This is a genomic window from Paraburkholderia sp. SIMBA_030, assembly GCF_046535245.1.
In the GTDB taxonomy this organism is placed as follows: domain Bacteria; phylum Pseudomonadota; class Gammaproteobacteria; order Burkholderiales; family Burkholderiaceae; genus Paraburkholderia.
In genome coordinates, this window is sequence record NZ_JAWRXB010000860.1 from 1 (window position 1) to 261 (window position 261).

1 protein-coding gene is annotated in these 261 nt (G+C 40.6%); it reads left to right on the forward strand.

Going from position 1 to position 261, the window contains the following annotated elements:
• On the forward strand, positions 1-261 hold a 261-nt coding region (locus tag SB772_RS42450; RefSeq protein WP_410838825.1), incomplete at both ends, for a hypothetical protein.

Below are 261 nucleotides of genomic sequence, written 5' to 3' on the forward strand. Positions count from 1 at the left end.
GATTATATTGAAGAGATGGGACAGGGAAATGCTCTGAGTGGATATCCTCTGCCACAAGGTATAGGAAAACAGATTACTTATGACCCGAATGGTAATATGATCAGTCATTTAGATAAAGGAATCACGAAAATTGCTTTTAACTTCCTGAATCTTCCGTCTGCAATAACGGGAGCATCTCCCGCAGCTTCTCTGAATTATATTTATTCTGCGGATGGAACTAAGGTACAGATGAGCAGGGATACGGAAATCAGCGATTATCTG